Source organism: Ruegeria intermedia, from assembly GCF_900129345.1.
Classification (GTDB): domain Bacteria; phylum Pseudomonadota; class Alphaproteobacteria; order Rhodobacterales; family Rhodobacteraceae; genus Ruegeria; species Ruegeria intermedia.
Window position 1 is genome coordinate 1 of record NZ_FQVK01000001.1, and the last position, 24,932, is coordinate 24,932.

Sequence of the window (24,932 nt, forward strand, 5' to 3'; positions counted from 1 at the left end):
AGGTCTAACCGAGGAAGAGATCGCCTTCTACGACGCTCTCGCCACCAATGAGAGCGCGATCGAGGTCCTCGGGAACGACTCTCTGAAGCTGATTGCGCACGAGCTTCTTGAGAGCCTCAAGTCAAACGTGACGGTGGACTGGTCCCATCGCGAGTCTGCGCGGGCGCGCATGCGGGTTCTGGTGAAACGCATCTTGCGTAAGTACGGGTATCCTCCAGACCTGCAGGACGCTGCGATCAGGACCGTTCTGCAACAGGCGGAAGCGCTGTCTTCGCAATGGGCCAATTGAGTGCCGTTGGTTCGAGAAAACAATGTTGATTTGAACCCACCGCGAGGCGCGGCACACCTGGCAGCGCGCTCTACACCTGTCGGGACGCTGGCGAACGTCCGATCTCGGTCGGTTCTCGCCGGTTGCCACCCGCAGCGAAGTGTTCAGGTTGCATTACATATTTTTCGAGTTAAATCAGTAGCTTACGGAAAATTCACCAAATCCGCGCAGTCATCAGGTTCAGAGAATATCGGCCCGGAGAGACCAATTCTGGCCATCTCGCGCCGGGGCCGGTTAACAGCCCCACTCGCATAACCCTTGAAAACAACGGAAAATTTCGGGCGCGGCCGGATCGAGAGAACGCTTTCCCAAGGGCAAGTGGCGGAGCGAGATGGATTCGAAACGTTGGGAAAAAGGAGGTGTCTCGCGGCCGAACGAGCAACCTCTTTCGCCCGAAGAAGGCTTCCAACGACAGGACACAGCCAACGCTAATCCACATCTTTAGATGCCAAACGGTGCAGTTCTTGGATCCGCTTATCTATGATCCGCAGAACAAGCAACTAAATTGCGCGGGCAATGACCATGCACCTGCCTACCATAGCTGTTCGCCCGACGCCTCGGGATCGCGAGACGCTTCTGTCGTACCTGTCGCGTGCGGCGGTGATGCGGGAGTTGGGGTTGTGGGAGTTCACCTCGGAACTCGGGCTATCGCAGAAGGCCTTGATCGCGTTGGATCCGGATGCGGTGACCGAGGTTGGTGCTTTGTTCGAACTGTCACCTGACGAGATCGCGGAGCTTGTTTCCTGGTCACCCCGGTCGGTTGCCGGGGTGCGCATGCATTTCCGGAACGAACAGGTCGTCTCGCGCGCGGTCGTGAACCCGACGATACGCGGCTGCCCAAAATGCATGCGCGAAGACGCCGACCTGTCGGACCATGCACCGGCGGACGGGATGGTCATGCGCGGAGACTGGCAGTTCCGGCATGTGGCGGTCTGTGTTCGGCACCGGATGGCGCTTGCGCCACTTTGGACGGAGACACGACAAGCCAGCCGATTTGACTTCTCCACCTGGTTGCGGCGGCTTCTGCCCAACCTGATGGACGGGCGCGTGGATGCGGAAACAACAGAGATCACGGCATATGACCACTGGCTCGACACGCGCCTGTCCTCGGCCACGGACCCAACGTGGCTGGCGCAGTTCCCGATCGACGTCGCGGCACAGATCTGCCAGCTGCTGGGGGGAGAGCTCATACGCCGCCGGATCGTGCCGGCTGGGTTTCCCGCGGACAGCCCTGCGCGCGCATTGGGGTTCGAGGTGGCGCGGCAGGGACCGGAGGCCATCCGGGATGCCTTCCGCCAGCTGGCGGACCGCGCCTCGGGGCCGAACGACGAATCCCGCAAGGCCTTTGGGCGCCTGCATGACTGGCTCTCCAACAGCGCGCTGGAAGATCCCAGATACGACCCGTTTCGTGACATGCTGCGCGAGGTGGTGCTGGATGTCTGGCCGGTGGCCGCCGGAACGAAGGTTCTGGGCGTGTCCCTGAACAAGCGCCTGCGCCATTCCGTCGTGACTGCGGCCGAGGACGCCCGGGTCTCGCCCGCCCTGATGCGGCGGCTTCTGGTCGCCGAAGGCGTGGTGCAGGAGGACGACCCGCGCCCCGACGCGCGCCTGACCTTTCCGGTAGATGCGCTGGAACCGCTTCTTGCCGCGATCAGGCGGCTCGTCGGGCCCAAGGAACTGGCGCGACACCTTGGCTGTGGAGAACAGCAGCTGGAGGCATTGACCCTGGCGGGCGTCGTGACCCCGCGCTTTCCGCCGGAGGCGACGCGGCGCGCTTGGGATCCGGCGGATGCAGAGCGGCTGCTTGCCGATCTGTCGCACGGGGCCGATCCAATAACTTCAGTGAACACCGATTGGGAGCATGTCCACCGGGCCGCGCTGCGCGCCCGGGTGGGGATCGATGTGGTCATCGCGGCGATCCGCGCAGGCCAGATTGCAACAGGCCGACGCTCAGATCTCAAAGGCTATGCCGCCATCTTCGTGCGCAAGGAGGAGGTGGACGCGGTCATTCGGCCCCCAAAGCCCGCGCATCAGACCATGTCGGACTTTGCCAGAGAGGTTGGGCTGGCCAAGAATGGCGCGTTCCGTCGCCTTGTCGAACACGGTTACGCCAGCGTGACGGTCCTCTACAACCCGCAGACTCGCCGGCACGACCGCTACGTCACCCCGGAAGACGCGACGGTGTTCCACGCGCGGTTCACGACGCACAAGCTGCTGTCCACCACGCTGGGCGAAAGCAGCCGCGAGGTGGCGCTGCGCCTGCGCAAGGCCGGCATCCCGCGGTTTCGACCCGGCGGAGAGTATCTCGGCCCGATCTACCGTCTGGAAGATGTCGCGCCGGCAATGCGGAACTTGAGCGCCTGACAGCCTATCCCACGCATCCTCAATGTAACATCGGACGATTGGAGAGCATCTCGGCACGATCGAGCATCCGAGCGACCGTGCGCAGATTCAGGCGGCGGTGGGACAATGCGCCGGTCTCGAAAAGTACGGCGAGTGCCTCGACAGCGGGTGCGGGTAGTCCACGACGCGCGGCTTCATTCATGGCGAAGTCCCTTAACTGCCCCGTGGTCAGATCCGGCAGATCCAGCACCACGCAGCGGCTCTGGAATGGCTCCGGCAAGCCCTGCCTGCTATTCGCTGTCATCACCCAGTTGACCCAGGACATGTCCATCTTGACCTGAAAGAACGGGCATTCCCAGGTCGCTGCCGTCATCCGCTCCAGCAGCGGCAGCAGGGCGTCGGTCAGCGTGTGGCGCGTGCCTTTGTTGGAGTGGACCTCGTCGGCCTTTTCGATCTCGTCGATGATCACCAGCGGTCCGGCATGCCGGCTGTTCAGGACCGTGTTGACCAGCTTGCCCGCATGGGCGCTGCCCCAGCCGCGTTGGGATCCGGTGAGCGCGAAGGACGCTGGCTCGCCCGTTGCGTCAATCTTGGTCGCGGGCACCTCCAGATGATGGGCCAGTCGCCGGGCCCAGAAGCTCTTGCCGATGCCCGGCGGGCCGATCAGGACGAGCGGCGTGAACCGGACACCGGGCTGGCCCTCGCGCGCCGAGGCCCGCAGCCCGTGCCAGACGGCTTCGGTGGCGGGCGCCATCCAGGGCATCTCGGCGTGCAGCGCAGCCGCGATCTCGTCCGCCTCGTGTTCGGAGCTGACGCGGGTGACCGGAAGCCCACCACGCAAGGGTGTCAGCTTCGCGCGGTTCTCCTCGCTCAGATGAGACAGGCCGGACAGGGCGTCGAGCCGTTGCACGTACCGGTGTGCGCGGCGCCTGATCTTCCGCCGCTCGGCCTCATTCAGATAGTCGAAGAACTGATCCATCTTGTCACGGCCGTCTTCATCGTCACCGGTCTGCGCCGCCTGGCGTTGCCTGCGGAGGCCGCGCAGGAATGTCTTCAGGCGCCGCTCGACCTCGTGCAGCGTCGGCAGGTCGTCTTCGAACCGCAGCGCATGAAATGGAATCGAGGTGGTGGCACGGGGCATCGCAGAATCCTTTCGAGGCGCGACAGGGCTTGCCGCGCTGGTGTCGACACCGCCGGGGCGGGCGGGGGATGGGTGTGAAGGGTTCCGGAACCTGATTGCCTCCAGTGACGCGATCCGGGGCGATGTGTCAAATCAGTGGGCTAGCGTGCGCGGGTTGCGAGCAGCTCGGGCGCAGGGTGACGCCTCACAAGCCTTTGCTTTTAAGCCATATTCTTCGTCGAAAGCCGGTTATCGCATCACCCGGTCAACCACCTTGCGCGCACTATTTCATTCTTTTGCGCATAATTCTGGTTGCTTTGGCAACTGCCAAAGCAACCAGAAGTGCGCGCAAAAAGAACAAAGGGTGATTCGGAGACCTCGAAAAACCACGTTTTTTCAATGTGTTACTCAACCAGAAATTTGCTCGAAAACAATAAATTCGCGCAGGCAACAATAAGCCCGCGCAAACTTTTTTCGAAGTTTTTTTGCATGCCGCCGGCCTCACTGCCAGCATGAAAAAAGCCCGTGTCTGGGACACGGGCTTGCATGAAGGTCGGATTGTGGGTGGCGCTACTGCCGCAGCGCTTCAAGGAAGGGATGATCCTTGCGGTACATCGTCTCGTACGCTCTGTGGGTGAAGGGGGTCGCCGCGCGGTTGGCCTGCGTTTTCGAGACCCAGGCGTCGATGAAATGCCCCACTTGCAATTCAACTGCCCTGGCAACGCGCGCAACTCCGACGGCGCCGATGGTCAGCTTGATGATCAGGCCCCAACGAAAAGCGCCGGCCGTTGCAAGGCGGTGGTAGAAGTCTTCGGTGAGGATGGCCTCATCCACCTCGAGACCGGCCTGCAGGGCATAACTGCCGACGATCTCATGGACCGTGTCATAGTCTTCTGGCAGTGAAACATCTTCAAACTCGATGCGATTGACCAACCGGTGGAGTTGGGGCTCCAGAAGCAGGTAGTCTTCCAGTTCCGGTACCCCCGAAAAGATCAGGATGAGGGGCCAGTCATGGGACTTCATGAGCGTCTTGAACGAGTCGAGAATTGCGAACAGTTCCAGCTCGCTCTTCTTGCGGAAGATGTGCTGTGCCTCATCATAGTGGATCCCCACGACCCCGGCGAGCCTGGCCTCGGTCACGATGCGCTCCCAGATCTCGTTCCGGGTCAATCGCGACTTGTCGTGGAGCGGGTAACCCAAGGCCCGGATTGTGTTGCGCCCCAGATCCTTCCAGCTCTGCGTTCCACTCAGAATGCATTCGGCAAACCGGGCCGGGCGGCCGCCCGGCAACGGAATGCCGCTTGCGTTGAACCGCTTGAGAAGTTCGGCAATCTCTCTGGTCTTCCCGCTTCCGGATTTCCCAGTCACAAGGATACATTCGGTCTCGAACCGCGCTCCGCTCTCCAGGCTGCCGAGGTGCTGACTGAACACCCGGGCGAACTCGGTCTTGAGCCGCGTGGCCCGTTCAAGGGGAAAAACCCGATCGGCGGTGCTTGCCGCCGTGCTGCGGATACCGGGCACGATGAATTCACTCACAGTTTGCTCTCCTTTATGGGTTTGAAGGTCCGGCCTGACTTGGAGACGGTGTCCGGGGTTTCGGGCGGACCTTTCTGATCGTGGCCATGGTCCTTCCGAGATTCAGGCATCGCGTCTTCACGCATACTTGCCGGCGGGCTTTCGATTTCTGAAGCAGGCAAGGCTGCGGGAGGGGTACTCTCGTCGCGCTTCATGACCTGGCCGGGAAGTGTCGTGGGTGCGGAACGTGGCAGCGGAACCAATTCCACATGCGCCATCTCTTCCGCCAGCCGTCGGTATTTTTCCATCCGCTCATAGGATGAAGGCAGGTTGGAATCCGGAAAGTAACCGGACTCCCTGACGCGACGGGCGCGGGCCTTTTTTAGATGCTCTTCGTGCAACGCGCGTTTTTCCGGGTTGTCTTCAACCGCCGCCCGCATGACAGCAATGGCCTCTTCCAGGGTCAGGTCGGCAAAGGTGGTCATCCGCAAATCTGCGGTCATCACGTCTTTGGTCTCATCGCTGATCACCGTGACGTGTCGCAGATCGTCCGGGTTCAGGAAGACCGTCACGCGTTTCCGCTTGCCGCCTGCGAATTTCTGCAGCTCACCCGAGTTGTACGGGATCCCAAAGATCTTGACCCCTTCGGACGAGGTTGTTGCCGTGGCTTTTTCCCCCAGGTGGATGCGCAGCATCTCGGCATCCGGCGCGTCGATTTCGCCAAAGTATTTGGTGACTTCGTCGAACTTCTGCATCGGTGTCGCGCCGAACATGCCGGTGCCGTTGTGACGATCATGCGGGTATTCATCGACGAAGAAGCGCGAAACATACCCCATCAGTTTCTCCGGAGTGAGTTCCGCATTCTTCTTGCCGTCATATCCATTCAATTCCCCGGGGCCACTTCCAACATAACCGGGCAGGAAGTTGAGAAGCCTCCACTGGAGGGTGCCGAACGGTCGTTCCCCGAAGGAATTGTCGACCGAGTTGTATGCACGGCCGGTCACGATGGTCGTGCCCATGCCAAGCAGGCTGGCATAGATGTCCTCGTTCCTGGTCGCCGTACCGTTGTCCGACTTCACAAGCTTCGGACGGACTGGTGGGGCCGGATCGTGCGTGCAGCCATAGCGGATCTTCTCTCGCGTCTTGTCGCGCATCGCCATCCGCAGAAGTTTCTTCTGGTGATCGCCATCGGCGGTTTCGGAAAGCAACCAGGCCAGAGGCAGGCGCGTTGCCAGATCCATCATGTAGAACAGCCACAGGCGCCGGACCTCGCCCTCCTCCAACGGCGTACCTTCTTTTTTCCGGTCGATCTCCCTGATCTTTTCTTCGCCCGATGAGTCCGTGAAGATCGACAAATAGACCTGATCTGTCACGCAGGTCTCTCCGAAGTTCAGGGCCCGAATGTCGGTGGAACCGGCGCCGAACTTGTTTTGGGCGTATCGCCCGCCATTGCGGCCAATCTCCTTGACGAGCGGGCTCTCCGCCTTTGCCCGTTTCCGGACAGTAGTGATCGACGGAAACTCAAACCCCTGCAGAACCGCCTCCTCAGGAACGTCGAATACCTCCTTGGCGTCCGTGTAGAGCGTGCCAAGCTTGGGTTGCCTGAGGTCGAGGTAACTATTGAGGACGAAATCGATGAACCGCTCCTGAATCTTGCAGAGGCGGCTCCTCCCTTTCTGCCAACCCTTCATGTGATGCCGACGCATGAGGACCACGGGGTTGCGATCGAACTTCAGGAAAACTTGGCGCATCTCCTGGAGTTTCCGCCCTTTCGGGAGCGCGTGTGGGTTGGACGCACTCCCGATATTCGCGCAGCGGAACAGCTTCGTGTCTCCCGACAGTTTGACGGCCATCTTGCGCAGACGCTTCCTGACATCCCTGCGATCGAGATAGCGTTGCGTGAGCTTCGCTCCACTGGCCTCGAGCTTTTCCATGGCATGCACGAGGCCCAATCGGACCCGCACATCCCGGCGCTCCTGTTCCGGAAGCTGCTCAACGCGCTCATAGCCGCCCGTATACTCCAGCAGCTTCCTTTTGCTCTCGGCCTCTTTCGGGGTGATGAGCTGGGCATCGCCACACTTCAGGGCCTCGTCCACCCGATCGAAGGACAGCGTGATGCACTCGCCATCCTCGAGGCTTTCCACGGCATACCCGTCCGGATCCTTCCCGACGACATGCCACCGCCGCCGGTCTAGGATCAGTTCGGACCCCTGCGGAACCTTGTAACGGGTACGCGGCGCCATCAGGCCAGCCAGATGCGGGAATGCGGCCAGATGACCGCGTGCCAGTTCGCGCCCAGGAGCCCTTGGCCAATCAGCCGCAGGATGGCGTCAAAGGTCTTGCCCGAAGGCAGATCGCAGCGCGCGATCAGGTCTTTCATGAGCCAGAACGTGGTGCTGCGGGCGCGATCCAGAACATACGCGTCAACGTCCGGGTCCGCGGCTTTCGAGGCTTCCCAGACCCGAAGCAGGTTGTCCCGGTATCCTCGCGTGTATTGATCCCCGTTCACGACGACCTTGTCATCGGCGAAAGATTTTGGTGTCGCCTCGAAGATCGCTTCGATCTCGGCCTGGGTTTCCGGGCGCGCGAGGCTCCGGCCGTTGCGTACGAACACCGCCCGCCGAAACCCGTCGCGAAAGGTAATCCGCAGATCGAAACTGTGGGACCGCAGCTTTCCGTTGCGGCCACGATACGAGATGGGCGGAAGCTGAACCTCCAGCTTATACAGTTCAGGGCTCAACACCGCTTCCAGTGCAACCGCCATCTCGCGCTGCCCATCGAAGTGATAGACCTTGCGCTGACCGCCGGTCGCAGGCGTTGCGATTGCCATTGATACCCGAGAGGTCGTCGAACTGCGGGTCAGCGGATTACGATAGCCATCATAAGGCAGGACGCCGAAGATCGGCCCCACCCGCAGGGCAGGCTGCTTCTTTTGTTCGCCGAGTGAAGTATCCCAGTCCTGTTGATTTGCCATGACTTCTCCGTTCCCGAACGCCGGTGCGATCGAGTTCATGCATTTCCATCGTCGGGACAGGGATCGCGCTTGCCTGGACCGTTTTCGGCCTCTAGTCTGGCAAGAGTTGACGGGCGATCTGCCCCACCTTGATGGCACGCTTTCGGGCGTGCCTTTTTCTTTGTCCCCGTTGGAACCCGGCGCGGACCCCCTCGGGGCGAGACGAAGCGCAACGTTCAGGGCGTTGCGATTCGAGTCAATTATTATTTTATTTCATGCAGTTAGACTTCCCTTCCCACCAAGAAATTCGCACTCCGAACAGCCTGCGAATTCTGCGGTCACCCATGTGGTAACCGGTCTTGCCGCTGCTCGGTAACGACGACCTATGAGGAAAATTTTCGTCCTCAAAGTCCCCCGGCGCAAAATTCGGATGGTTTATGTGGATAACCTTTTCGGTCCGGCCATGGGCCGGGGTTGTTCAGCGAAATTGGAACCATTCGCTTTCGAGGTCGGTACAGACGCGTCGAAGGAGGCGGATCAATATCTTGCGGTCGTGGATTCCGGCTGCGTCAGATGTAGAAGCCGAAAGGAACAGCGGCATTGATACCCGAGGGTTTGGGTAGTCCCCTGCGGGTCGGCGTAGTCATCGCTTGGACGTTCCCGGCAGGGTCTTTCTAACCGCTGCAAGCACGTGGGCAACCCCCACCCTGCACGACTTGCAGGTCTCTCAGCCTTTCGCATTCATGTCCGCGAACCGGCCGACGGTCAGGAAGATGCCATTGCCGGACGCAGCAAAAAATGGCCGTGGGATTTGCGGTCGAGGAAGGGTTTTCGCACCCTGAGAAGCTGGGGACTTTTGCATGCCAGTTACAAGGAGCATTTTGGGTCACCCTGCACGGTGCGATTGCACATCTTGTCTGCCGTGAGCACTCCGCGCGACCTCCTAATCCGAAAATCGAGGGATAGGGAGGCCAAACGCGAATGGCCGGGCTTCCCCAGGAAGATCAGGATGGATTCTGTTGGATCGCGGATCCTCACGGCCGAGATTGAGGAGTGCATCCAGCCGTGCCTCGTGAAACGCTCGGGCGCGAATCTGGTGACATCAGGTTTTGCGCTGCAGACCCAAGTCTGGGCGTGACAGGTCTGGCAGGTCACCTTGTCCATAAAGGCATCACGCGGAGTTGTTGCCCCAAGCCGAGAATCGGTCAATCGCAACTCTGCCGAACAGCGTTCAAACTGGCAAATTCCTGATTATTTCGTTGTCTCAATGTGGCGCTAGGGGATCCGCCGCACAAACTCTAGTAAATGAAATACTTAGCGAAGTTTGGGGTGCGAATTTTTCCTGTGCTGTCACAAGACTGTTGGGGATTTTTTTTCTCGTTGTTCTGCCCCCTTGAAGTGAGACGGCGGATTTTCCTGATCCAAGAGGCGGCAGCTACACCATCCAAAGACGGTCTAAAAGGCCTCGCTATGGTGCGTCAGGCGGATCGACCATGCCAACAACCTAATACGACGACAGGCGCTCTCGCTCCAAACAAGCATTATACAGGCTTGTTACAAACTCCCCAGCGATGGTGGCTTCCCGCTCGCATTTTCCAGGGCTTCGATTTGATCCAGCCACCACACAAAACCCTAAAAGGAGAAGAAATCCAAACCCAACGAATAGACCAAACTTGTTTGCCGCCTCTTCTTGGCGAATAGCACGTTTTACAGCAACCGGTTTCATAGGCTCTCCGCACTTCGGGCAAGCGCTGGAGTTGACAGATATCTTCTTACCGCACGCGGGACACGGGATAAGTTTGATCGTTGTCATCGGCCCAGAAATCTCTGTCTATGTTATTGGAAAATTGCTGGAAAATGCCAGCTTCAACATTCTAATCTGCCATTCGGTCTGGCACAAGCTTTGGCTTTTTTCTATGCCCTTAGCCCGCCGGCGCGCTTGTTAGCTGGCGCATCACCCTGCATGTGCCGATCCGCGTCGTCAATTGCAGGGGGATCGCCCGCCCTCTACGTGACCTAGATTCTGTACCTTATTCTGCTCGCGCTAGGCATCGCCGAGGCAACCCGGGACGGTCGGCGGGGGTCGGAGGCAACGCTTGGGCGGTTGCGGGCGGCTCTGCTGATGGAGTGGCCGAAGCAACTACTTCCACTTGATTGAGCGACGCGGCTACCTCAGAGCCGATCAAACTCCCGATTGGTCAGCACTAAGCATGCGAGAGCACCTAGAAGTTGTTGCGCCTGGGTCTCCGAGCCTCTAAAGCTTGTGGCGGCTGTCCCGCATCTTGGCTACCCCATGACCATCGAGCACAACTACAACATCAGCTTCGTGGCTGCGCTTGCTCTCAAGGAGAAGCAGATCCAGCAGAACTACCGACCGATCATAGCTGTGCATAAATGGTTTGCACGCAGGCCAGGGACGCTTTTCCGTGCGCTGACACTTTCAGAATTCTCGGACCGCCCGGTTGCCGAGACGTTCTTCGTGGCTAATGATTTCAGCGACAAGACTGTAGCCGACCCGTTCATGGGTGGCGGCACGCCCTTGATCGAAGCGAACCGCGTCGGCTGTGATGTGCAGGGCTACGACATCAACCCTATGGCCGCATGGATCGTCCGCGAAGAAATCGAACACCTTGATCTGTCGGCCTACCAGAAAGCGGCAGGCGAACTTATCGACGCTTTGAAGGCCGACCTCGACCGCTTCTACAGGACCGATTGCCCGATCTATGGCGAGCAGGATGTTCCGGTTAAATACTTCATCTGGGTCAAGGAGGTTGACTGTTCGGCCTGCGGTGAAGGCGTGCCGCTTTTCCCAAGATATCGGATCGCGGACGATACGCGCCATCCGGCCCATGTGATCGTGTGCAGCCAGTGCTACGCGCTCAACGAATGCGCCTCGGCAAGAGAGCCTGGTCGTTGCAAGACGTGTGATGCCGAACTGGTCCTTGAGGGGCCCGCCAAGCGCAGCCGCTGCGCTTGCCCCTCGTGCGGCCATATCAACAAATATCCCCGCCCCGAGGACGGGCCTCTGCGCCATCGACTGGTCGCGATTGAATACTACAACCCCGAACGCAAGAAGGACCACAAAGGCCGCTTCTTCAAAGCCCCCGATTCAAAGGACATCGAACGGGCTCAGGAGGTTGAACGTCTATGGGAGGCTCACGAGCCGAAATTCGTTCCGGAACAGGAAATTTTGCCAGGCGATGAAACCGACCGCCTTCACCGTTGGGGCTATAAGCGGTACCGCGAACTATTTAACGCGCGGCAGCTCTATGGGCTGGAAAAGAGCGCGGCTTTCATAGCGTCGATTGAAAATGAGCGCATCCGGCACGCGCTTGCGACCAATCTCTCAGACCTTCTGCGCTACCAGAACATGCTTTGCCGCTACGATACGATGGCGTTGAAATCCCTCGACATATTCTCGTTGCATGGTTTTCCGGTGGGCCTGATGCCCGTCGAATCCAATCTACTCGGGATCGTCAATAGTGGTGGCACCAATGTCGGTTCGGGTGGATGGTCGAACATCATTGAGAAATATTCGCGCGCAAAACGCTACTGCGATGCGCCATTCGAAGTGCGGCGCGACGGCAAGAAGAAGGTTCAGGTTCCCATCGTCGGGGAATGGATCGGGGAACGACTAAACGGCCATCGGCCCCACAAGATCGCCATTCGGTGTGCCAACTCAACCGACATCGACATCAAACCAGCGAGCCTTGACGCGGTGTTCACCGATCCGCCGTATTTCGGGAATGTTCAGTACGGCGAACTGATGGACTTCTGCTATGTCTGGCTCCGTGCTCTTCTCGGTGAAGAGGCGGAGGGCTTCGAGCGCGTTTCCTCCCGTGACGCGGGAGAGTTGACGGGCAATCAGACATTGGGCCGCACGCTGGAGCATTTCACGAAGGGTCTTGCTGCCGTCTACTCGAAGATGGCGATAGCGCTGAAACCTGGTGCGCCTCTGGCTTTCACCTACCACCACAACAAACTCGAAGCCTATGCGGCTATCGGTGTCGCGATCCTTGATGCGGGCCTGACCTGTTCCGCGTCGCTCCCATGTCCGGCGGAAATGAGCGGCTCGATCCATATTCACGGCACAGGCTCGTCCATCGTTGATAGCGTCTTCGTTTGCCGTTCAACGGGAGCCGCATCCAAAGACACGCTTTGTCGGAATACCGAAGAGCTTGCCGCGCTGGTGGCAAAGGAGCTTGCCGAACTGACCGAGGCGGGAATGAACCCGCGCAAGGGGGATATTCGCTGTATCACCTTCGGCCATCTAACCCGTCTTGCGATCTGGAGGTTGCGGGAAAGCTGGGACCGTGATCAGCCAATCGCAGCCAAGCTTGAGCGATTTGGTACGGCGCTAACTGCATTCGGCGAGCCGGACGATATCATCGCCCGCGCAGAAGCGCTTGAGGTCCAGCCACAAGATTTTGGTTCATTATTTGATCATTCAAGAAAGGACAAGCGCGAACAAGATGCCGTCGCCTTTTGAAGTTTCCTATCCCGAGATTGAAGCCGACATCGAGACCTACGTTGATGAGGTTTTCGCGACCTTGAAGTCAGGCTTCATGACCCTCCCCAAAGGGGACGGGTTCATTGATTATCCGGTGTTCGAAGGCGGCTACGAAGCCCTGAAGAAGATCACGAAAGGCTTTTCGGATCTTGATCCCGAGCCTGTGGTCATGCTCGCCTTCCAGACGCCGATCACGCTTATCGTGCTGCGCGCCATGCTGGGCTTTACCCCGTCCGAATGGGCGGAAGCCGCAACCGAGAATACGGATGTCGTGGTAACCCAGAGTGCGGCGCGCAGCATCGACCGGAATGTCAGGCTTTCTCCGAAAAAACCGCTGAGACCAACGGGTAAGACGGGGGAGAGAGTACAGGCTCTGGTGCGCTCGGCCTGCAAACTCTTGACCGAAGGAGCGCCGGAGATTGATGCGGCCCTGATCCACCGTCTGAATAAAGCTGATACGGCAAGTGGCCTTACCAGCATCGGTCCCCTGGCCGACATGGGCGTTCCTTACTCCATGTTGCTCTACGAGCGCTACTTGGGCCGTCCTTTTGCTGGTCATCGGGATTCGGTCAGCGAACTTGTCGGGGATCTGGTCGAAACCGCCATCGAGAAGCTGCTAACGCGGCACGGGATCAGCTTCCGCAAGACCAAGCGCGCAGAGCGCATCGCCGGCTTCGAGCAAGCCCCCGTTTTCATCATCCCCGATGAATTCAATCCCCAGGTCATCATTGAGGCGAAGCTCGCCGAAGACGATGGTACCGCGCGGGACAAGGTAACGCGGGTGCAGCATCTTCGTACGATGAGCGTCCGAGACCGCACCCCCGAAGAAGGGCCGCGCTATGAGGTGATTGCCTGCATCGCCGGGCGCGGCTTCAAGCAGCGGCGGCAGGACATGAAGAAGCTTCTTGAGGCCACGCAGGGCAAAGTCTTCACTCTCCAGACTATCCCCGAAATGGTTCGGCACTCTCGGTTGCGCGAATTCATCACTAAACCCTGAGCCTATCCCCGAGGCGCAAGCGGCCAGACCTGAACGGCCTTTTCGGCAAGCGCGTTCTGACGGTCCTGAATCCGGTCCAGCGTCCAATCGGGTAGCTCCGAGAGCGAGCGCGTTATCTCAATACGCGACTGCGCATAGATCGCTTTCTTGTCGTCGAAGGAAGCATTTGCGGCGGCGACATTGAGCGCGCTGTCCATGATAGTCAAATTTCCCAGACGCTTATGCCAACTCTTCGCATCTTCTGCCGATATATGGTTCCAGTTATCGCCCGGCTCCTGCGGGAGAACATGCTCCAGGTTCACTTCATCATGGTGCTGGCTGATCCGATACTCGCTATCGGGATTGTCGTGGGTCGCAATCGCGCGGAGATAGAAACGCGCCAAGAAATTCTTCGAGACATTCGCCGCCGCGAAGGCATCACGAAAGACGGCATCGCTGGGGAGAGAGCCCCGTGTCGCCTCAAAAAGCTGCCGTGCAGTCATTATTTCTCCGGCTGAGATTTTCTGCGCCGTTGTCGAGAACAGGTTCTCCAACGTGCCACTCCCGCCCGATCCTCCAATCAGAAAGCGCACCGTCCAGCACACCAGCATCGGCAAAGCGCGGCGGATTTCGACGTCCTCGAAGTGGCGCAGGATCGCCAGAACAAGCGGACGGTTCTGGATAACCCGCAGTTCGCCGAGTGCATATATCGCATCTTGCACAGCGGGACCTAGAGCCCGCCATTTGGGGTTAGCTGGGTTATACAACGCTGCATAGTCGGCGGCGGCGTTGTTCAGTTCTACCGCCAGATCAACGGCCTGCTGTCTGCTAGTTACACGCTCTTTGATGCGGTCATAAAGCTCGCGTTCGCGCGTGAGGCCATGCCGCGACGACCAGACATGACGGATAAAGGTCTTGATCGCTTGTTCCCGCTCAACGCTCTCTATCCGGCTGCGCATACTGGACCAGGCATCCTGCACATCGCGCAGGCGAGTCTCAGAGATCCTGAACAAATAGTTCTTGAGCAGGTCAGCAATTGACAGGTCGATCCCTCGATCATTCAGAACCTCGAAGATCGTATAGGCATTGGCCTCGCTGCTGACGTTGACAACGATGACCTTCGCCTTGTTGTCGATGTAGTCCAGCCAGTCATTCAGCGCTTCTACTGGCTCGTGAGATTGTGCCGCGATGCGGTCCACAAACTCCCTCGCGATGGTCTTTGCGTCCTTTATCCTAGTGTGGGCCTCGGTACCAGTTTCCATCGCGCCATCCTCAACGACGACCGTCTGAAAAAACGGGTTGTCACTCTCATTCAGAACAACATTAGCCTGCGTCTCTAACGTTCTTCGGTCGCGCTTGGCGATATATCCGGATTGGATCGTCTCTGCGCGATCAACATCGCCGCGAGCGCGTAGAAAATTTCGAACTTCGGCAATAAACACCAAAGTCGTGGCGATTCTCTGCTGACCATCAATCACATGCGTTTTGTCGTTCTCGGCAGGAGTAAGAACAATCGTGCCAAGAAAATACTCCGGCGCATTGGCGCGGATTGCATCATTTATGTCCCGAAACAGGTCTGTAACCTGATCCTTTTCCCATGCGAAGGACCGCTGATAAGCGGGTACTTCAATCTTCTTGTCCGAAATCAGGTGGCCGATTCCGTCCAAATGGACATCTATCCGATCAATTGGTTGAGGCATGTTGACTCCCGAATAAGTAGGTCTTGCCTAATCTGCTGTGTTGGTTACGGACAGCAATAATGTTGTCGTGCAGAGTGGTCGAGAGCAAAGCGTTTTGCAGACCCTTCGAGCGCGGGCTGTCGTGAACCGATCGCGCCGTTGAAAGTCTTAGCAATATGGCTTTTACCCCTTGCCCAAAAACCTTCCTTTTGGCCATCCCGTGCGCCGGATAGGCAGTTTTTTCCAGCCCTATCTCGGGCGAAATCCACCGGGGTCGTAGCGCTTTGACATTACCATTACATCATTTCCTTTTGATAATTTGAGAGGGTTTCACCTAGTCCGCACGCTCAACAAGCTCATAGAATTTCGGTCCGGGGACACCAATTCCAGACCATTCGCACGGGCGAAGGTGACTATCACCTTCCACATAGCCCCCAATAACAAGGGAAAAACTCGGACGCGAACGGATCTAGCGAACGCAGTCGCCGGGGCAAGTGGAGGAAGAAATGCATACTTACCGTTGAGCGAGCAAGAACCGTCTCTCAGCCCAACAGTAAACTTCTTTCGCCTGAACAACGCATCCAGCGACAGGATAAGACCAACGCCAATCCACACCTATCGAAGTTGAACGGAATGGATTCTGTCTCCTCCGGTCTATGATCCGCCGATCAAGCGGCTAGATTGCTGAGGCAATGAGCACGCTGCTATCAACAATCACTGTTCGCCCGACGCCTCGGGATCGCGAGACGCTTCTGTCGTACTTGTCGCGTGCGGCGGCGATGCGGGGGCTGGGGTTGTGGGAGTTCACCTCGGAACACGGATTACCGCAGAAGGCCTTGATTGCGTTGGATCCGGATGCGGTGAGCGAGGTTGGTGCTTTGTTCGAACTGTCACCTGACGAGATCACGGAGCTTGTTTCCTGGTCACCTCGACCTGTTGCCGGGGTGCGCATGCATTTCCGGAACGAACAGGTCGTCTCGCGCGCGGTCGTGAACCCGACGATACGCGGCTGCCCCGAATGCCTGCGTGAAGACGCCGACCTGTCGGACCATGCACCGACGGACGGGATGGTCATGCGCGGAGACTGGCAGTTCCGGCATGTGACGGTCTGTGTCCGGCACCGGATGGCGCTTGCGCCGCTGTGGACGGAGACACGACAAGCCAGCCGATTTGACTTCGCCACCCGGTTGAGGCGGCTTCTACCCGATCTGTTGGATGGACGCGTGGATACCGAAGCCACTGAAATCACGGAATATGACCAATGGCTCGACACGCGTCTGTCCTCGGGCACGGACCCAACGTGGCTGGCGCAGTTCCCGATCGACGTCGCGGCACAGATCTGCCAGCTGCTGGGGGGAGAACTCATACGCGGCCGGATCGTGCCGGCTGGGTTTCCCGCGGACAGCCCGGCGCGCGCGGTGGGGTTCGAGGTGGCGCGGCAGGGACCGGAGGCCATCCGGGATGCCTTTCGCCAGCTGGCCGACCGCGCCTCGAGACCGAATGACGAATCCCGCAAGGCCTTCGGGCGCCTGCATGACTGGCTCTCCAACAGCGCGCTGGAGGATCATCGATACGACCCGTTTCGAGACATGCTGCGCGAGGTGGTGCTGGATGTCTGGCCGGTGGCCGCCGGGACGAAGGTTCTTGGCGTTTCACTGGACAAACGCCTGCGCCATTCCGTCGTAACCGCAGGCGAAGAAGCCCGGGTCTCGCCCGCCCTGATGCGGCGGCTTCTGGTCGCCGAAGGCGTGGTGCAGGAGGACGACCCGCGCCCCGATGCGCGTCTGACCTTTCCGGCAGAGGCGCTGGAGTCCCTTCTTGCCGCGATCGGGCGGCTGGTCGGACCGAAGGAACTGGCGCGACGTCTGGGCTGTGGAGACCAGCAGTTGGAGGCATTGGCCCTTGCGGGTGTCCTGACGCCGCGCTTTCCGCCGGAGGCGACGCGGCGAGCATGGGATCAGGCGGATGCCGAGAATTTGCTTGCCGATCTGTCGCACGGCGCGGAGTCGATTGCGGAGACGGACACCGATTGGGAGCATGTCCACCGGGCCGCGCTGCGCGCCCGGGTGGGGATCGATGTGGTCATCGCGGCGATCCGCGCTGGCCAGATTGAAACAGGCCGACGGTCAGATCTCAAAGGCTATGCCGCCATCTTCGTGCGCAAGGAGGATGTGGATGCGGTCATTCGGCCCCCAAAACCTGCGCACCAGACCATGTCGGACTTTGCCAGAGAGGTCGGGCTGGTCAGGCATGGCGCGTTCCGACGCCTTGTCGAACACGGCCACGCCAGTGTGACGGTCCTCTACAATCCGCAGACCCGCCGGCACGACCGATACGTCACCCCGGAAGACGCGGCGGCGTTCTACGCGCGGTTCACGACGCACAAGCTGCTGTCCACCACGCTGGGCGAAAGCAGTCGCGAGGTGGCGCTGCGCCTGCGCAAGGCCGGCGTCCCGCGGTTTCGGCCCGGCGGAGAGGATCTCGGCCCGATCTACCGTCTGGAAGATGTCGCACCCGCTCAGCGGAACGGGCACGCCTGACAGCCTATCCCACGCATCCTCAATGCAAGAATGGACGGTTGGAGAGCATCTCGGCGCGGTCGAGCATCCGGGCGACGGTGCGCAGGCTCAGGCGGCGGTGGGACAATGCGCCGGTCTCGAAGATGGCGGCGAGGGCGTCAGAGGCAGGCTCGGGAAGTCCCCGCCGCGCGGCTTCGTTCATGGCGAAGTCTCTCAACTGCCCCATGGTCAGGTCCGGCAGGTCCAGCACCACGCAGCGGCTCTGGAATGGTTCCGGCAGGCCTTGCCGGCTGTTCGCCGTCATCACCCAGTTGACCCAGGACATGTCCATCTTGACCTGGAAGAAAGGGCATTGCCAGGTCGCCGCCGTCATCCGCTCCAGCAGCGGCAGCAGGGCGTCGGTGAGCGTGTGCCGCGTGCCTTTGTTGGAGTAGACCTCGTCGGCCTTTTCGATCTCGTCGATGATCACCAGCGGTCCGGCATGCCGGTTGTTCAGGACCGTGTTGACCAGCTTGCCCGCATGGGCGCTGCCCCAGCCGCGCTGGGATCCGGTGAGCGCGAAGGACGCAGGCTCGCCCGTTGCGTCAATCTTGGTTGCGGGCACCTCCAGATGATGCGCCAGCCGTCGCGCCCAGAAGCTCTTTCCGATGCCGGGCGGGCCGATCAGGACCAGCGGCGTGAACCGGACTCCGGGCAGGCCCAAGCGCGCCGAGGCCCGCAGCCCGTGCCAGACCGCTTCGGTCGCGGGCGCCATCCAGGGCATCTCGGCTTGCAGCGCGGCGGCGATCTCGTCGGCCTCGTGTTCCGTTGTGATCTTTGTCACCGGCAGCCCGCCGCGCAAGGGCGTCAGCTTCGCACGGCTCTCCTCGCTCAGATGAGACAGACCGGACAGGGCGTCCAGCCGCTGCACGTAGCGGTGCGCGCGACGCCGGATCTTCCTCCGCTCGGCCTCATTCAGATAGTCGAAGAACTGATCCATCTTGTCGCGGCCGTCATCGTCACCGGTCTGCGCCCCCTGGCGTTGCCTGCGGAGGCTGCGGAGGAATGTCTTCAGGCGCCGCTCGACCTCGTGCAGCGTCGGCAGGTCGTCTTCGAACCGCAGCGCATGAAATGGAATCGTGGTGGTGGCACGGGGCATCGCAGAATCCTTTCGTGGCGCGACAGGGCTTGCCGCGCTGGTGTCCACACCGCCGAGGCGGGCGGGCTGATGGGTGTGAAAGGTTCCGGAACCTGATTGCCTCCAGTGACGCAATCCGGGGCGACGAGTCAAATCAGGGGGTGACGGGGAGCAGGTGGCAGGCAGGTTGGGTGCAGGGTGAGGCCTCACAAGCCATTGCTTTTGCGTCACATTATTCGTGTGCAGCAGACTGCCGCATCATTCGGCCAACCACCTTGCGCGCACTAATTCGTTCTTTTGCGCCTAATTCTGGTTGCTTTGGCAGCAACAACAAACGGAGTTGCTGGCGACCCCGGCAGGATTCGAACCTGCAACCTGCCCCTTAGGAGGGGGCTGCTCTATCCAGTTGAGCCACGGGGCCGCGCGGTGCCTTCTCTAGCCGGGTTTTTCCCGCTTGTCATGACCTTTGCGCAACAGTTGAACAGATTGCCCCGTTCGCGCTAGCATCGGGGAAACAACAATGCAGGTATCCCCGGTGACAACAGAAAAGAAACGCCCGCTTACCCTCCGTGATGTCTCGGAAGCATCCGGTGTGTCGGAAATGACGGTCAGCCGGGTCCTGCGCAATCGAGGCGACGTGTCCGAGGCCACCCGCACCCGCGTTCTGGCCGCCGCCAAAGAGCTGGGATACGTGCCCAACAAGATCGCCGGCGCGCTGGCCTCGAGCCGGGTGAACCTGGTGGCGGTGATCATCCCGTCGCTGTCGAACATGGTCTTCCCCGAAGTGCTGACCGGCATCAACCAGGTGCTTGAGGATACCGAGCTGCAGCCCGTGGTCGGCGTCACCGATTATCTGCCGGAAAAAGAAGAAAAAGTCCTGTACGAGATGCTCTCGTGGCGGCCGTCGGGCGTGATCATCGCCGGGCTGGAACATACCGAGGCCGCGCGGGCCATGCTGGATTCGGCGGGCATTCCGGTGGTCGAGATCATGGATACGGACGGCAAGCCTGTGGACGCGATGGTGGGCATTTCGCATCGTCGTGCGGGGCGCGAGATGGCGCAGGCGATCCTGAAGGCCGGGTATCAGCATATCGGCTTCATGGGCACCAAGATGCCGCTGGACCACCGCGCGCGCAAACGGTTCGAGGGCTTTACCGAGGTGCTGGGCAAGAACGGGATCGAGATCGAGGATCGCGAGTTCTATTCCGGCGGCTCGGCCCTGGCCAAGGGGCGCGAGATGACCAAGGCCATGCTCGACCGGTCCCCGGATCTGGATTTCCTGTATTATTCCAACGACATGATCGGCGCGGGCGGGCTGCTGTACCTGCTGGAGCAGGGCATCGACATTCCCGGTCAGATCGGTCTGGCCGGATTCAACAACGTGGAATTGCTGCAGGGTCTGCCGCGCAAGCTGGCGACGATGGATGCCTGCCGGTTGGAAATCGGGCGCAAGGCGGCCGAAATCATCGCCGCCAAGCGGGCCGATCCCGAGACCGAGATCGAGACCCGCATCACCCTGACGCCCAAGATCAGCTATGGCGACACGCTCAAGCGGCGCTGAGGCGCGCGCGCGACCCCGGCTGGACAACCGAACCGCCCGCGCGCTGTTCATGGACCGCCACGCGCTGGCGGAACAGCCCGCAGGTCCGGCCAAAGGGCCCGATCTGCTGCACTTGATCCACCGGCTGGGCTTCGTGCAGCTCGACAGCATCAACACCGTGGCGCGCGCCCATGACATGATCCTGTTCTCGCGCCGCCCGTCCTATCGGCCGAACGACCTCAAACGCCTGTACGAACACGACCGCGGCCTGTTCGAACACTGGACCCACGACGCCGCAATGATCCCGATGGCGTTCTACCCGCACTGGCATCTGCGCTTCCGGCGTGACGCCGAGATGCTGCGGGCCCGCTGGCGCAACTGGCGGCGCGACGGGTTCGAGCAGCAGTTCGAGACCGTGCTGCGGCACATCCGCGACCACGGCCCGGTGTGCTCGGCCGATCTGGGCCAAGATGAGAAAAAGAGCGCGGGCGGCTGGTGGGACTGGCACCCCTCGAAAACGGCGTTGGAATACCTGTGGCGCTCGGGCGCGCTGACGGTGGTGGGGCGCCGGGGGTTTCAAAAGCGATACGACCTGACCGAGCGTGTGATCGACACCCATCTCTGCCCCGGCATGATGGAGTGCGACCATCAGGCGACGGTGGACTGGCTGTGCAACGCGGCGCTCGACCGGCTGGGCTTTGCCACCTCGGGCGAACTGGCCGCTTTTTGGGACACGGTCACCGCTGCCGAGGCGAAGGAGTGGTGCAAACAGGCTCTGACACGGGGTGATCTGCAGGAAATCGAGATAGAATGCGCCGATGGCCGGATGCGCCGCGCGGTTGCACGGCCCGGCCTGGCGGACCAGGCTGCCGACCCTGCCCCCGCGCCGGGGCGGATCCGTGTGCTCAGCCCGTTCGACCCGATGCTGCGCGACCGCAACCGTGCCCAGCGCTTGTTCGGCTTCCACTATCGGATCGAGGTGTTCGTGCCCGAGGCCAAGCGGATCTATGGCTACTACGTCTTTCCGCTGCTCGAAAAAGACCGTCTGATCGGGCGGATCGACATGAAGGCCCATCGCGACGAAGGCACCTTGCGGGTCCGCGCCTTGTGGCCCGAGCGTGGGGTCCGGTGGTCGCACGCCCGCACCCGGCGGCTCGAGGCCGAGTTGGACCGGGTACGCCGTTTTGCCGGGCTGGATCGGGTCGCCTTTGACGCAGACTGGCTGCGCGCGCCGGTCTGAGTGGCCAAAAAATCCCCATCTAGGGTCTATTCCGCCGGTCCGAGGGTCAGACGGATGGGCGCCAACCCGTCGATGCCGCCGGTCAGCTCATCTCCGGCGACGACCGGGCCGACACCGGCGGGCGTTCCGGTCAGGATCAGGTCGCCGGGCCGCAGGTGATAGAACCGGGACAGGTGCATGACGATCTCGTCGATCTTCCAGATCAGTTCGGACAGGGTGGCGTCCTGCCGGACCTCACCGTTGACGCTCAGATGGATGCGGGCATTGTCGGCCGGGCCCCAATCGGCGGCGCGGGTCAGCGGCGCGAACACCGCGCCATTTTCCACATCCTTGCCCAGATCCCAGGGGCGCTGCTTGTTGCGCTCGCGGATCTGCAGGTCGCGCCGCGTCATGTCCAGCGCGCAGCAATATCCGAACACCGCGTCCCAAGCCTGCCGCGACGTCGCCTGAAACACCGGGCGTCCGATGGCCAGGGCCAGTTCCATTTCGTGGTGGTAGTTTTCGGTGCCCGGCGGGTAAGGCACGGTCTGCCCGGTCAGAATGGCGTTCTGCGGGGACTTGGTGAAATAGAACGGCGCCTCGCGGTCGACCTCGTTTCCCATCTCGGCCGCATGGGCGGCATAGTTCCGGCCGACGCAAAAGATGCGCCCCACCGGATAGGTGGTATCCTCGCCTGATACAGGAATCGCCACGGGTTCGGGCAGGGAAAACAGGGGTCGGGTCATGGCGTGTCCGTTCGTGGCCGTTGCCCGCAGCATAGGCATGACACCGGGACGATCAAGCCGTCCGGGCGGTGGTGCGCGCGGGGCCGTTCGGAATTTCGATTGACCTGCGCCGCGGCGTGTCCATCACTGTCACGGAAACGATGCGACGAAAAAGGTGACCGATGCAATGGAATGAATTCTCGGACTGGGGCAAGCGGGTCGCCGAATGGGCTCAGCACTATCACCAAACCGTCGGCGACCACCCCGTTCGTGCCCGGACCCGGCCGGGCGACGTGCTGAACGCCCTGCCCCCCGCCCCGCCCGAAACCGGCGAGCCGATCGAGGGGATCTTCGAAGACTTCGAACGGATCGTGATGCCCGGCATCACCCACTGGCAGCATCCGCGCTTCTTCGCCTATTTCAACTCGAACGCCTCGGCGCCCTCGGTACTGGCCGAGTTTCTGGCCAGCGCGATCGCCCCGCAATGCATGCTGTGGCAGACCTCGCCCGCGGCGACCGAGATGGAAACCCGGATGATGGACTGGCTGCGGCAGGCGCTGGACCTGCCCGAAGGGTTTGCCGGTGTGATCCAGGATTCGGCCTCGTCGGCCACGCTGGCCGCCGTTTTGACCCTGCGGGAAAAGGCGCTGAACTGGCAGGGCAACCGTCAGGGCCTGTTTGGGCAGACACCCTTGCGCGTCTATTGCTCGTCCGAGGTGCACACATCGGTCGATCGCGCCATCTGGGTGGCCGGGATCGGCCAGGACAACCTGGTGCGCGTCCCGATCAAGGGTGACTGGCGCGGCATGGACCCGGCAGCGCTCGAGGCCGCGATCCGGGCCGATCTGGACGCCGGCCTTCACCCCGCGGGGGTGATCCTGTGCGTCGGCGGCACAGGAACCGGCGCGACCGATCCGGTGGATGCGTGCCTGAAAATCGCGCAGAAATACGGGCTGTACACGCATGTGGATGCGGCCTGGGCCGGGTCGGCGATGATCTGCCCCGAATACCGCCACTATTGGCCGGGGATCGACCAGGCCGACAGCATCGTGTTCAACCCGCACAAATGGTTGGGGGTTCAGTTCGACTGCTGCGCGCATTTCCTGAAAAACCCCGACGATCTGGTGCAGACGCTGGCGATCAGCCCCGAATACCTGAAAACCCATGGCAAGGACGGGATCATCAACTATTCGGAATGGTCCGTGCCGCTGGGCCGGCGGTTCCGGGCGCTGAAACTGTGGTTCGTGATCCGCGCCTACGGGTTGGAGGGGCTACGCGCGCGGCTGCGCAACCACGTCAACTGGTCGCGCGACCTGCATGACCGGCTGGCGGCCGAGCCGGATTTCCGGATCGTCACCCCGCCCATGTGGTCCCTGTGGACCTTCCGATATGAGCCACCCGGCGCCGCGGATCTGGACGACCTGAACCTGCGGCTGGTCAACGCCATCAACGACGACGGGCGCATCTATCTGACCCAGACCCGCGTCGATGGCGACATCGTCATCCGGTTTCAGGCCGGCCAGTTCGAAACCACCGAGGAGGACGTCCGGATGGCCTTTGACGTGATCACCGAAATCGCCCGCACCTTGCCCATGACCCCGCAGGAGGACCGCTGATGCCCGCCCCGAAAAACCCGTTCAAACAGGCTCTGACACAGGGCAAAATGCAGATCGGCTGCTGGATGAGTTTTGCCGAACCCGTCACCGCCGAGATCATGGGCACGGCAGGGTTCGACTGGCTGGTGATCGACGGCGAACATGCCCCGAATGACATCCGTTCGATCCGCGATCAGCTGATGGCGCTGGCCAATAGCCGCGCGCATCCGGTGGTGCGGGTGCCCGTGGGCGAGACCTGGCTGATCAAGATGGTGCTGGATGCCGGCGCTCAGACCGTTCTGGTGCCGATCGTCGAAAGCGCGGATCAGGCGCGCGAACTGGTGCGGGCCTGCCGCTATCCGCCGACGGGCGCGCGCGGCGTCGGGGCGGCGGCGTCGCGGGCGACGATGTACGGTCAGGTCGGCGACTATGTACAGACCGCGGATGACGAGATCTGTCTACTGGTGCAGGTTGAAAACCGGGCGGGCCTGGCCGCGCTGGACGAGATCCTGCAGGTCGAGGGCGTGGATGGCGTCTTCATCGGCCCGGCCGATCTGTCCACCGACATGGGATACCAGGGCGACAGCACCGCGCCCGAGGTCCGCGCGGCCATCGCCGATGCGCTGAAACGGATCCGGGCCGCGGGCAAGGCGCCTGGCATTCTGGGCACCAATGACGAAGCGGTTCAGACCTATCGCGACATGGGCGCGCAGTTTCTGGCGGTCGGCATCGACGTCATGCTTCTGGCGCAGGCGGCGCGCGGGCTGGCCGCGAAATGGAAGGCCTGAGGGCG

The 24,932-nt window shown here is 61.1% G+C and carries 17 protein-coding genes and 1 tRNA gene; 9 read left to right on the plus strand and 9 right to left on the minus strand.

Features of this window, described 5'->3' with window-relative positions; all coding sequences use genetic code 11:
* Nucleotides 1-289, plus strand: a 289-nt coding sequence (locus F3H26_RS00005) for a type I restriction enzyme endonuclease domain-containing protein (protein ID WP_149774016.1), incomplete at its 5' end; no start/stop codon positions are given.
* A gap of 555 nt (nucleotides 290-844) precedes the next feature.
* Nucleotides 845-2,692 carry a TniQ family protein gene (locus F3H26_RS00010; protein ID WP_149774017.1) on the plus strand — a complete coding sequence of 616 codons (1,848 nt, stop codon included), beginning with the start codon at nucleotides 845-847 and terminating at the stop codon, nucleotides 2,690-2,692.
* A gap of 19 nt (nucleotides 2,693-2,711) precedes the next feature.
* Here the strand turns inward: F3H26_RS00010 and F3H26_RS00015 are convergent, their stop codons facing one another.
* The 5 genes from F3H26_RS00015 to F3H26_RS00035 all read right to left on the minus strand — a co-directional run bounded on the left by F3H26_RS00015 (nucleotide 2,712) and on the right by F3H26_RS00035 (nucleotide 9,985).
* Nucleotides 2,712-3,812 carry an AAA family ATPase gene (locus F3H26_RS00015; RefSeq protein WP_149774018.1) on the minus strand — a complete coding sequence of 367 codons (1,101 nt, stop codon included), beginning with the start codon at nucleotides 3,810-3,812 and terminating at the stop codon, nucleotides 2,712-2,714.
* 549 nt (nucleotides 3,813-4,361) lie between these two features.
* Complete coding sequence (locus tag F3H26_RS00020) at nucleotides 4,362-5,327, minus strand: ATP-binding protein (protein WP_149774019.1); 966 nt, start codon at nucleotides 5,325-5,327, stop codon at nucleotides 4,362-4,364.
* The gene (locus F3H26_RS00025; RefSeq protein ID WP_149774020.1) at nucleotides 5,324-7,549 is read right to left on the minus strand and encodes a Mu transposase C-terminal domain-containing protein; all 2,226 of its coding nucleotides are present in this window, start codon (nucleotides 7,547-7,549) and stop codon (nucleotides 5,324-5,326) included. The genes F3H26_RS00020 and F3H26_RS00025 overlap by 4 nt, the downstream gene beginning before the upstream one ends.
* Entirely contained in the window at nucleotides 7,549-8,280 is a 732-nt protein-coding gene (locus F3H26_RS00030) for a hypothetical protein (protein ID WP_149774021.1), read from the minus strand. The genes F3H26_RS00025 and F3H26_RS00030 overlap by 1 nt, the downstream gene beginning before the upstream one ends.
* Nucleotides 8,281-9,763: 1,483 nt before the next feature.
* On the minus strand, nucleotides 9,764-9,985 hold the full coding sequence (locus tag F3H26_RS00035; protein ID WP_223162395.1) for a hypothetical protein: 222 nt from the start codon (nucleotides 9,983-9,985) through the stop codon (nucleotides 9,764-9,766).
* A gap of 567 nt (nucleotides 9,986-10,552) precedes the next feature.
* Here F3H26_RS00035 and F3H26_RS00040 point away from each other — a divergent pair.
* Both F3H26_RS00040 and F3H26_RS00045 read left to right on the plus strand, forming a co-directional pair.
* A complete protein-coding gene (locus F3H26_RS00040) occupies nucleotides 10,553-12,748 on the plus strand; it encodes a DUF1156 domain-containing protein (RefSeq protein ID WP_149774023.1) in 2,196 nt (731 codons plus the stop codon).
* Nucleotides 12,732-13,766, plus strand: a complete 1,035-nt coding sequence (locus F3H26_RS00045) for a hypothetical protein (protein WP_149774024.1) — start codon at nucleotides 12,732-12,734, stop codon at nucleotides 13,764-13,766. Before F3H26_RS00040 ends, F3H26_RS00045 begins: the two co-directional genes overlap by 17 nt.
* A gap of 2 nt (nucleotides 13,767-13,768) precedes the next feature.
* Here the strand turns inward: F3H26_RS00045 and F3H26_RS00050 are convergent, their stop codons facing one another.
* Nucleotides 13,769-15,445, minus strand: a complete 1,677-nt coding sequence (locus F3H26_RS00050) for a DUF262 domain-containing protein (protein WP_149774025.1) — start codon at nucleotides 15,443-15,445, stop codon at nucleotides 13,769-13,771.
* A 671-nt stretch (nucleotides 15,446-16,116) separates the two neighbouring features.
* Between F3H26_RS00050 and F3H26_RS00055 the strand changes: the two genes are divergently transcribed.
* Nucleotides 16,117-17,964: a TniQ family protein gene (locus F3H26_RS00055; RefSeq protein WP_149774026.1), complete on the plus strand. Its 1,848-nt coding sequence runs from the start codon at nucleotides 16,117-16,119 to the stop codon at nucleotides 17,962-17,964.
* Between the two features lie 19 nt (nucleotides 17,965-17,983).
* Here the strand turns inward: F3H26_RS00055 and F3H26_RS00060 are convergent, their stop codons facing one another.
* Together F3H26_RS00060 and F3H26_RS00065 are read right to left on the minus strand one after the other, a co-directional pair.
* Complete coding sequence (locus F3H26_RS00060) at nucleotides 17,984-19,081, minus strand: AAA family ATPase (RefSeq protein WP_149774027.1); 1,098 nt, start codon at nucleotides 19,079-19,081, stop codon at nucleotides 17,984-17,986.
* Nucleotides 19,082-19,404: 323 nt separating this feature from the next.
* Nucleotides 19,405-19,481: transfer RNA gene (locus F3H26_RS00065), tRNA-Arg, on the minus strand.
* A gap of 114 nt (nucleotides 19,482-19,595) precedes the next feature.
* On the opposite strand from F3H26_RS00065, the gene F3H26_RS00070 reads away from it, so the two are divergent.
* Together F3H26_RS00070 and F3H26_RS00075 are read left to right on the plus strand one after the other, a co-directional pair.
* Complete coding sequence (locus tag F3H26_RS00070; protein ID WP_188127655.1) at nucleotides 19,596-20,621, plus strand: LacI family DNA-binding transcriptional regulator; 1,026 nt, start codon at nucleotides 19,596-19,598, stop codon at nucleotides 20,619-20,621.
* Complete coding sequence (locus F3H26_RS00075; protein ID WP_149774029.1) at nucleotides 20,596-21,840, plus strand: winged helix-turn-helix domain-containing protein; 1,245 nt, start codon at nucleotides 20,596-20,598, stop codon at nucleotides 21,838-21,840. The genes F3H26_RS00070 and F3H26_RS00075 overlap by 26 nt, the downstream gene beginning before the upstream one ends.
* Nucleotides 21,841-21,866: 26 nt before the next feature.
* On the opposite strand, the gene F3H26_RS00080 is transcribed toward F3H26_RS00075, so the two are convergent.
* Complete coding sequence (locus F3H26_RS00080; protein ID WP_149774030.1) at nucleotides 21,867-22,565, minus strand: fumarylacetoacetate hydrolase family protein; 699 nt, start codon at nucleotides 22,563-22,565, stop codon at nucleotides 21,867-21,869.
* Between the two features lie 161 nt (nucleotides 22,566-22,726).
* Here F3H26_RS00080 and F3H26_RS00085 point away from each other — a divergent pair, with 161 nt between their 5' ends.
* Nucleotides 22,727-24,160 (plus strand): pyridoxal phosphate-dependent decarboxylase family protein, encoded by a 1,434-nt coding sequence (locus F3H26_RS00085; protein ID WP_149774031.1) that lies wholly within the window; start codon nucleotides 22,727-22,729, stop codon nucleotides 24,158-24,160.
* Nucleotides 24,160-24,927: an HpcH/HpaI aldolase family protein gene (locus tag F3H26_RS00090; RefSeq protein ID WP_149774032.1), complete on the plus strand. Its 768-nt coding sequence runs from the start codon at nucleotides 24,160-24,162 to the stop codon at nucleotides 24,925-24,927. The genes F3H26_RS00085 and F3H26_RS00090 overlap by 1 nt, the downstream gene beginning before the upstream one ends.
* Nucleotides 24,928-24,932: the final 5 nt, after the last annotated feature.

Bases quoted from the DNA above. Each gene is read 5' to 3' on its own strand.
- F3H26_RS00010 (WP_149774017.1), top strand. From the start codon at position 845: ATGACCATGCACCTGCCTACCATAGCTGTTCGCCCGACGCCTCGGGAT.
- F3H26_RS00015 (WP_149774018.1), bottom strand. From the start codon at position 3,812: ATGCCCCGTGCCACCACCTCGATTCCATTTCATGCGCTGCGGTTCGAA.
- F3H26_RS00025 (WP_149774020.1), bottom strand. From the start codon at position 7,549: ATGGCGCCGCGTACCCGTTACAAGGTTCCGCAGGGGTCCGAACTGATC.
- F3H26_RS00030 (WP_149774021.1), bottom strand. From the start codon at position 8,280: ATGGCAAATCAACAGGACTGGGATACTTCACTCGGCGAACAAAAGAAG.
- F3H26_RS00035 (WP_223162395.1), bottom strand. From the start codon at position 9,985: ATGAAACCGGTTGCTGTAAAACGTGCTATTCGCCAAGAAGAGGCGGCA.
- F3H26_RS00040 (WP_149774023.1), top strand. From the start codon at position 10,553: ATGACCATCGAGCACAACTACAACATCAGCTTCGTGGCTGCGCTTGCT.
- F3H26_RS00045 (WP_149774024.1), top strand. From the start codon at position 12,732: ATGCCGTCGCCTTTTGAAGTTTCCTATCCCGAGATTGAAGCCGACATC.
- F3H26_RS00050 (WP_149774025.1), bottom strand. From the start codon at position 15,445: ATGCCTCAACCAATTGATCGGATAGATGTCCATTTGGACGGAATCGGC.
- F3H26_RS00055 (WP_149774026.1), top strand. From the start codon at position 16,117: ATGAGCACGCTGCTATCAACAATCACTGTTCGCCCGACGCCTCGGGAT.
- F3H26_RS00060 (WP_149774027.1), bottom strand. From the start codon at position 19,081: ATGCCCCGTGCCACCACCACGATTCCATTTCATGCGCTGCGGTTCGAA.
- F3H26_RS00075 (WP_149774029.1), top strand. From the start codon at position 20,596: ATGGCGACACGCTCAAGCGGCGCTGAGGCGCGCGCGCGACCCCGGCTG.
- F3H26_RS00080 (WP_149774030.1), bottom strand. From the start codon at position 22,565: ATGACCCGACCCCTGTTTTCCCTGCCCGAACCCGTGGCGATTCCTGTA.
- F3H26_RS00085 (WP_149774031.1), top strand. From the start codon at position 22,727: ATGCAATGGAATGAATTCTCGGACTGGGGCAAGCGGGTCGCCGAATGG.
- F3H26_RS00090 (WP_149774032.1), top strand. From the start codon at position 24,160: ATGCCCGCCCCGAAAAACCCGTTCAAACAGGCTCTGACACAGGGCAAA.